The organism is Sporomusa sp. (assembly GCF_057736855.1).
Genome location: NZ_JBYKYF010000154.1, coordinates 1 through 7,276, shown reverse-complemented (window position 1 = coordinate 7,276; position 7,276 = coordinate 1). Strand labels below are relative to the sequence as shown.

Genomic DNA, 7,276 nt, shown 5'->3' with positions numbered 1-7,276 from the left:
TTAAGCGCCAAAAGATTGGTTTGATTGGCGATACTGGTAATGGTATCAATGATATAGAAAATTTGCTGAGAATACTCACTCAATTCACTAATAATTGCACTGGACTTCTTAGTCTGCTCAGTAATGTTATCCATTTTGCCAACAATTTCTGTTACTTTTGCCCGACCATTTTCTGCCGTCAGTAGGGAACCTTTGGAATTTTCCAAGGCATCATGGGCCTTTTTCCGTGCAATTTGGATAAGACTGGATAGCTCAACCAAGGCCTGTGACGCCTCTAGCATAAATTTATTGCCATTTTCAGCTTCTCCAGCCAAATGCTGCATACTCCTGGAAATTCCCTCACTGGTTGCCGTGACTTCTTCAGTAGATGCCGCCATTTGCTCAGACGCACTCGCAAGCTGATTTGAGGCTTCCCGAATGTGAGTTATCATCCTGACAAAATTATTGTGCATAATCTTCAGTGAATCGGCCAGTTCGCCAATTTCGTCACTGGTTTTAATTTCAGGAATATTGCGGAGATCTCCCTCCGCATATTGTTTGGCAATACCCGTCAAGGCCAACATGGGGTTGCGAATCATATTGGTTAACACTATAGCAATTATCAGGCCAAGCACTAACGCTACCAGACTAACCACAATGGAAACCTGATTCACCCGATCAGCACTTACCTGGCTATCATCAATCAAGGCTTTGGCTGTACTTGCATTGTTTGCGGCCAACTTATCAGCTTTGTCTGATATCGCTTGGGCTTGCGGCGCAACACGTTTGGCAAGCTCGGCCATCTTATTCCCATACTCTTGTGCCGCAGCGAAGTTTCCCGCCTCTTTGGCAGCATGATAGTTCTTAACCATAGGCAAATACTCTTTGACAATGATGTCTTTATACTGCGACGTTTCCTCAATGAGAGCTTGAACCTCTTGCCGCTTATCTGCCCTAGCTATAGCCAGAAGTTCATTTTCTAATTTCAATAAATTTTCAAAACCGGTTATAGTCTGTTCCAAGTAGCTGGCATCACCATAAGCAGCATAAGCCCGAAAGAGTCCTACTATGTTTTTATACTGAATGGTAATACTATCTGCCATGGCCATTCGGTTATTCGCTTCGCTGATTTTGGCCATATCTGCCTTTAAATGTTGTAAATTAACATAAGAATTCACAGTCATAATAACCATCAGCAATAAGATTACGCCAAAGCTGACCGCAAATTTAAATCCTAATTTCATTTTAATATTCATCAAGATTCACTCCCAAAAGCTTCTATCCCAAACTGTTCTATGAGCAATTCCCTGGGCAGGAAAAGGCAGATAGAGCGGTCATTTCATTTCTTCATTCGTGTCTACATGCTAATACCTACTGATAAATAACTTACCAATCCTAAATCCCTTAGCACACGCCAAGTTTTTATCGAATAAGTATACCAATACCCGAAGCATCATCCTTTACTTCTGGACTAAGCGCAAGTTTTTTACATAGTTCATACATGCTCCAAAAAGTCTGTGAAGAATCCATATGTTGTTCTATGATATCAAGCAGGCCATCGGTCAGAAAGAAAAAGCTATCACCTGACTGAAAGGAAATAACATTCAGATCATAACCTTCATTTTCGCGAATTCCCACGAATAAGCCTGGACTCTTAACCTTTTCTGGTGACGCCGCGCAGCTTAAACGGAAAAATTGATTGATCCCAGCTGAAGAATATGACAAAATTCTACACTTAAAATCAAATTCAAATAATAACACAGCAGCAAAACCACCGCTACTAAAAAAAGGAATGACTTCGTTATTAATCCAGGCTAGCTTGTCATTTACCGGAATGCATTTTTCAACAGCCTGGCGAAAAAGATAGCGCAGAATGCCGCTCTGACTGGCTGCCGCAACCCCGTGACCCATCACATCAATAATGATTCCATATAAAACCTGGTTTTCCTCATCAAACCAGACATCATATAAGTCGCCGCTCAAACCATTTAGCGGCTGATAAACAGTGCGCATGTGAAAAAAAGCAGTTTCCAAGTTTCTTGGCAACAACCGCCGTAAAATTTTTCCGGCTACCGCCAGTTCCTCACGCATTTTTGCTTCAGCAGTCAAATCCCTTATCAAAGCAGCTATAATATGCTTGCCATGTATCATTAGAAAACGGGCACTTACCTCAACCTTAAAAACAGTTCCGTCTTTCTTTACATGATTTGTAGTAAACACATAACCTTTATTTTCCTGGTTAATCACCATATCGAGATTAGAATTGATAGTTCCGCCAGCAGAATTAGTCAAGGATATTAGCGGCAAGCCAACTACCTCATCTTTATCATACTGATACATTTCCAATGCCTTTTGATTCATAAATAAAACATTTCCCTGTTTTGCTTCAAGCAACACTACAGCATCATTGAGCATGTCCAACAAATCAAACCGCTGACAATAGTTACACATTTCTTGACAAAATATGTTTTCTTGTACGTTCATAACTACTTCCCCTTGAGATGATTACTGCATATCAAATACCCTATCTAAACGAGTCAGTTCAAACAACTCTTTAACAAAGCCAACTGCACCACTGATGACCAGACTGCCGCCGTTTTGTCGCGTCCGTTTGTGAATGGAAACAAATACACCAAGCCCAGAACTGTCAATATAGTCGACCTTATTTATGTTTACTACAAAGTGCTTATACCCTTTTTCTAGGTAACTGATTAGCTTCTCGCGCAAAATTTCTGCCCCTTCAACATACATGCTGCCGGCCAAATCTACGACAACTTGATTATTGACAACAGTAGAATTAATTTGCAATGCAAATGCCCCCTTTAGACAGCTTTTCTTTCGTCTGTCGGCGAAAGTGCCACTTTCTTAATTAAAACTATTTCATTAAGAAATTCATTAAAATAATAGTGGTCAACACAAAAACCAATAATAGCAAGTCCACGACCATGCTCCTGCAAATCGTCGGTTGTTTGTGGCTGCTCTATCGGTACAAAACCATTCCCTTCATCACGAACAGCTACTCTAATTTCATCAGGTAATCTCGTAATTGTCAAATATACCTTTTTATTCTTATCTTGCTTGTTACCATGAAAGATAGCATTATTTACAGCTTCATTAATAGCAACAAACAATGGTTCAACCCCACTAACCATTATCTTAGCTAATTCATTCCGAATACTTTCACGCAAACCTGAGAATTCTTCCATTGTCGAAAAACAATACATACCTCCACCCCACGCATCATATTTTCCGGCTCTGGAATGAACATTGGCATGAAATAACAAAAGATCAATTCTTTTGAAATTTCATGCCAGCATTCTTGCGAACTATTTCCACCCGCTACTATTATTGATTTCTCTCTAATCTGATAATATAAGTATAACTTTTATAAGCATAATTTACCAACCATATAATTCCATTTAGTTTATTTTTTTTGCAATATTTATTAGTAATTATTAATTATATTTTCGTCCTATTTGCATAGAGAGCCCTTATCTGTTGACTTAGTTTTTGTTCCCAGTCAAGTTGCGAACGTTGTGTAAATTCATGCACCAGAAATTCAGGCCGGATATGGGTGATAATTTTCTGAACAGCAGGCGTAGTAAACGGCCGATGTGCATCCATCTGTAATACATGATGCATAACTTCTTCCATGCTATATTCTGGTTTGCTTTGGTTGGCGTTTTTTTGACTGTCCAGGATATATTTTCCCGACAAAGATTGATGCAAATGAATACCTCGGACAAATCGGGCATAACTCCCTAAATTCTCCACGGTATGTAGAATATATTCCACTCCTTCTTCTTCTGTCTTTAGATATGGGTTAGTGTTCATAAGATGACCAGTATCAAGCATGATACCGACATTGCGATGGGTAACGTTATCAAGTAACATGGCTGTCAATTCTTTATCTGTAAGAGTTAACCCCGGCCACCAAAGATTTTCAAATAACAGGGCAATATTTTCCGGAATGTCCGGTGCCAGAGAGTTGATTACCTCAATGGTAGCGGCTATTACTTCGCGGCTGTCAGCACTAAATTGCCAGCTAAACAGCTCCTGAACCCTGGCATTGCTGACATGAAACACGAGATATTTTACACCTGCCGCAGCTGCGGTCCGGATATTATCGCGATAAATATTCAGCCACGCTTCGCGGGTTATCCCACCATAGCAGTTAATAATCTCCTCCAGAGTACCAAACTGCTTAAGCAGGCTCCCCAAATCACCCCGCCAAAAATCCAGCCACCAGGGCCAAAAACGCAAGTGACATCCTTGCATCCACTCCGGCTTATGAAGATTAGAATCCCAAGGGGCACAAAACATCATTTCTAACCCATCCAGCTTATACCGTGTTAACAAGGCTTCCAAACGTTCAGGGTTGTTGCCTATTAATTCATTGTCCATGTGGTGATTCGATAAATTCATAAGTTGTAGCATGTAAAATCCTCACTCAGTTATTTTGTCTATTAAAATTCAATACCCTTTTGCGCTTTTATCCCTTGTTTATATGGATGCTTAATTTCTCTCATCTCTGTTACTAAATCGGCCTTATCAATAATTTCCTGGTGTGCATCGCGTCCGGTAAGCACCAGGTGCAAATAACTTGGTTTTGCTTCTAATAACGCCAGTACTTCATCTACCGAAACTAGCCCATATTGAATGGCATAGTTAATCTCATCCAAAATAATCATACCCCATGTGCCTGACATAATTTCCTGTCTGGCGTTTTCCAATGCCTCGCGGGCTGCAGCCTTATGGTCATCAATTTCATCGCCACTACTCGTCTTTACAAACCCTTCACCCATCTGACGGATAACAAAGTCGCCACCCAGTTTTTCAGCAGCTTTTAATTCGCCATATTTCCAATTACCTTTAATAAATTGTATTACAAGTACCCTTAGCCCTTGTCCCCAGGCCCTCATTCCCAGTCCCAAAGCGGCTGTAGTTTTTCCTTTACCATTACCGGTATGTACAATAATTAATCCATGGGAGTCTGCCATACTGATAACACTCCTTTTTTTTATACATAACCTACACTGAGTCAAAACTCCCGCCATCAGGGCGGCATTAGCTCAAGTGGAGTACATTCTCCACTTGAACCTTCCATTATTTCCGTTTTGCCGAACACGTTTACTTTTTCTGGCTACCAACACTCCATTTTTCAAGCCTTTAAACAGCTTAATGCGTCTCTTGGTACAGTTGTTGCCTAATAGGATTACTGTTACTGCACCGGTTTTATCCTCTTTATCAGCAAGTTGCATTTTATCAAAAGGCCAGTCTTGCGGAATATATTGCTCCATACAAATTCCTCCTCATTCTAGTCTATCTTTTACTATCTGTTCGGCAAACTGAATAGAACTCAAAGTTGTCACCTGCGGCAAACTGAGTAACTTCCGGTACAGTTCACTAGCTTTTCCGCCAGTAAAATCACGGTCATCAATAACAGTATCTTCAATAACAATTAGTCTCTTAGCGTCAAAAGCTGCTTCAAGATTAGCTAGATTTTGCTCACCATAGTATAAATTGCATAGCACCGTAATGTCTGCAGCCTGGATTTTCTCACGATTTTCCCTTATCTGCTCTTCACCTAACGGACAAAAAGGCTGACTAATAATGGCCTGAATGCCAAAAGCCTCCGCGACCTCTGCATCAGTATCACCTTGTTGTAAAACCCCGGCACTTATAACATATGCTCGTTCATGCAATAAACGCATAATATGTCCGGCAGATCCCCCGCCCCCGATCACATGGACCGATGGCCGGCTCCCCAAAGTACCGGCTGCCTCATAGGTGTGAATATCGAGATTTCCTGTTACTTTATTAATAAACACAGCCGAATGCAAGCCATATGCCTTTTCCAGATTTTCGGCAGTAATGACTTCCTGCGGTGAGCCATCGGCAATAACTGCGCCCTGGGCAAGCAAAACCAGCCGGGAGCAAAATTTGGCTGCCAGTTTGATATCATGCGCTATAATCAGCACGGTTTTCCCTTGCTCACACACAGTTTGGCAGTAGCGAAAAATTTCTTCTTGATACAGAAGATCCAAGCTGGCTGTTGGTTCATCTAAAAAGATAAGTGGCGTTTCCTGAGCCAACACTTTTGCCAACAACACACGCTGACGCTCTCCACCCGACATCTCCTGCACTGGTTTTTCCGCTAATGCCGCAACTCCGGTAAACTCCATGTATTTTCTGGCAATCGCATAATCTTCCTCTTGCTCGCTCTGCCACCATTTCAAGTAAGGATAGCGTCCGGCCATTACCACCTCCAGTGCCGTAAAGCCAAAACCAAGATTAACCTCCTGTTGCATATAGGCAATAATTTTTGCCAGTTGTTTATCTCCCATAGTGCGTATGGACTGGCCAAAAACCCGGACATCCCCGGAAGTAATGGCTCCCAAGCCGCGCAGCCCCCTGAGCAACGTACTTTTTCCTGCACCATTTGGCCCAATAATACCGACAAATTCTCCTGACTTAATGGTTAAGGAAACATCCCGTAAAATAACTCTATCGCCTACGGTTACACCTACGTTCTCAGCAGTTAGCGCTATCTGACTGGCCGCATTCAAGATACCCCGCCTCCCTTCTGCGCTTTACGCAACAAATACAAAAAGTAAGGCGATCCCAGAATGGCCGTCATAATAGCAACCCGAACCTCAGAGGGCGAGATCAACAGCCGTCCTACCGTATCACAGGACACTAAAAACAGACCTCCAGCCAAGGCGCAGGCTGGCAGCAAAGTACGGTGCTCTGGGCCAAGTAATAGGCGCATAATATGTGGGACAACTAAACCCACAAACCCGATGATACCGCTGACACATACGGCAGTCGCCGTTGTTACGGATGAAACAAATAATAAGATTAGCCGGAAAAACGCAACAGGAACCCCTACCGAACGTGCTTCTTGTTCGCCTAAAGTCAGAATATTGATATGCCTTGCCAATAAAAATAAAACAAGAATGCCGGTAAGGATTGGGCCAACAGCCAGATATACATGCTCCCAGCGACGATAATCCAGCCCGCCCACCGTCCAGAACAAAAACTCCCGCAATCGGTACTCATTCATAAAAGTCAATACACCAGAAGTCAGTGCTCCCATAAGCATGCTTATAGCAACACCAGCTAATAGAAGCACCATCACCGGAATTTTACCGTCGCGCATAGCTAAAGCCACCGTCAGTCCAACCGCCAAAAGTGCACCGCCAAGAGCAAATAATGGCATATAAAAAATCCCGTTGGCCGTCAACCCTAATGCAATGGCAATAACGGCTCCGAACGCCGCGCCACTGGATACCCC

9 protein-coding genes are annotated in these 7,276 nt (G+C 42.3%); all 9 read right to left on the bottom strand.

Annotated features, from left to right (window positions below; genetic code table 11):
* Positions 1-1,235, bottom strand: a 1,235-nt coding sequence (locus AC29Z1_RS10875; protein ID WP_488271482.1) for a methyl-accepting chemotaxis protein, incomplete at its 3' end; no start/stop codon positions are given.
* 166 nt (positions 1,236-1,401) lie between these two features.
* Positions 1,402-2,463, bottom strand: a complete 1,062-nt coding sequence (locus AC29Z1_RS10870) for a SpoIIE family protein phosphatase (protein WP_488271481.1) — start codon at positions 2,461-2,463, stop codon at positions 1,402-1,404.
* 21 nt (positions 2,464-2,484) lie between these two features.
* A complete protein-coding gene (locus AC29Z1_RS10865) occupies positions 2,485-2,787 on the bottom strand; it encodes an STAS domain-containing protein (RefSeq protein WP_488271480.1) in 303 nt (100 codons plus the stop codon).
* Between the two features lie 14 nt (positions 2,788-2,801).
* Positions 2,802-3,203, bottom strand: coding sequence for an ATP-binding protein (locus tag AC29Z1_RS10860; protein ID WP_488271479.1), 402 nt, complete (start codon positions 3,201-3,203; stop codon positions 2,802-2,804).
* 235 nt (positions 3,204-3,438) lie between these two features.
* A complete protein-coding gene (locus AC29Z1_RS10855) occupies positions 3,439-4,416 on the bottom strand; it encodes a TIM barrel protein (protein WP_488271478.1) in 978 nt (325 codons plus the stop codon).
* 29 nt (positions 4,417-4,445) lie between these two features.
* The gene (gene cobO / locus AC29Z1_RS10850) at positions 4,446-5,036 is read right to left on the bottom strand and encodes a cob(I)yrinic acid a,c-diamide adenosyltransferase (protein ID WP_488271477.1); all 591 of its coding nucleotides are present in this window, start codon (positions 5,034-5,036) and stop codon (positions 4,446-4,448) included.
* 15 nt (positions 5,037-5,051) lie between these two features.
* Positions 5,052-5,279, bottom strand: coding sequence for a hypothetical protein (locus AC29Z1_RS10845; protein WP_488271476.1), 228 nt, complete (start codon positions 5,277-5,279; stop codon positions 5,052-5,054).
* Positions 5,280-5,291: 12 nt separating this feature from the next.
* A complete protein-coding gene (locus AC29Z1_RS10840) occupies positions 5,292-6,548 on the bottom strand; it encodes an ABC transporter ATP-binding protein (protein WP_488271475.1) in 1,257 nt (418 codons plus the stop codon).
* A partial coding sequence (locus AC29Z1_RS10835; protein ID WP_488271474.1) for a FecCD family ABC transporter permease occupies positions 6,545-7,276 on the bottom strand: 732 nt, incomplete at its 5' end. The genes AC29Z1_RS10840 and AC29Z1_RS10835, both read right to left, overlap by 4 nt.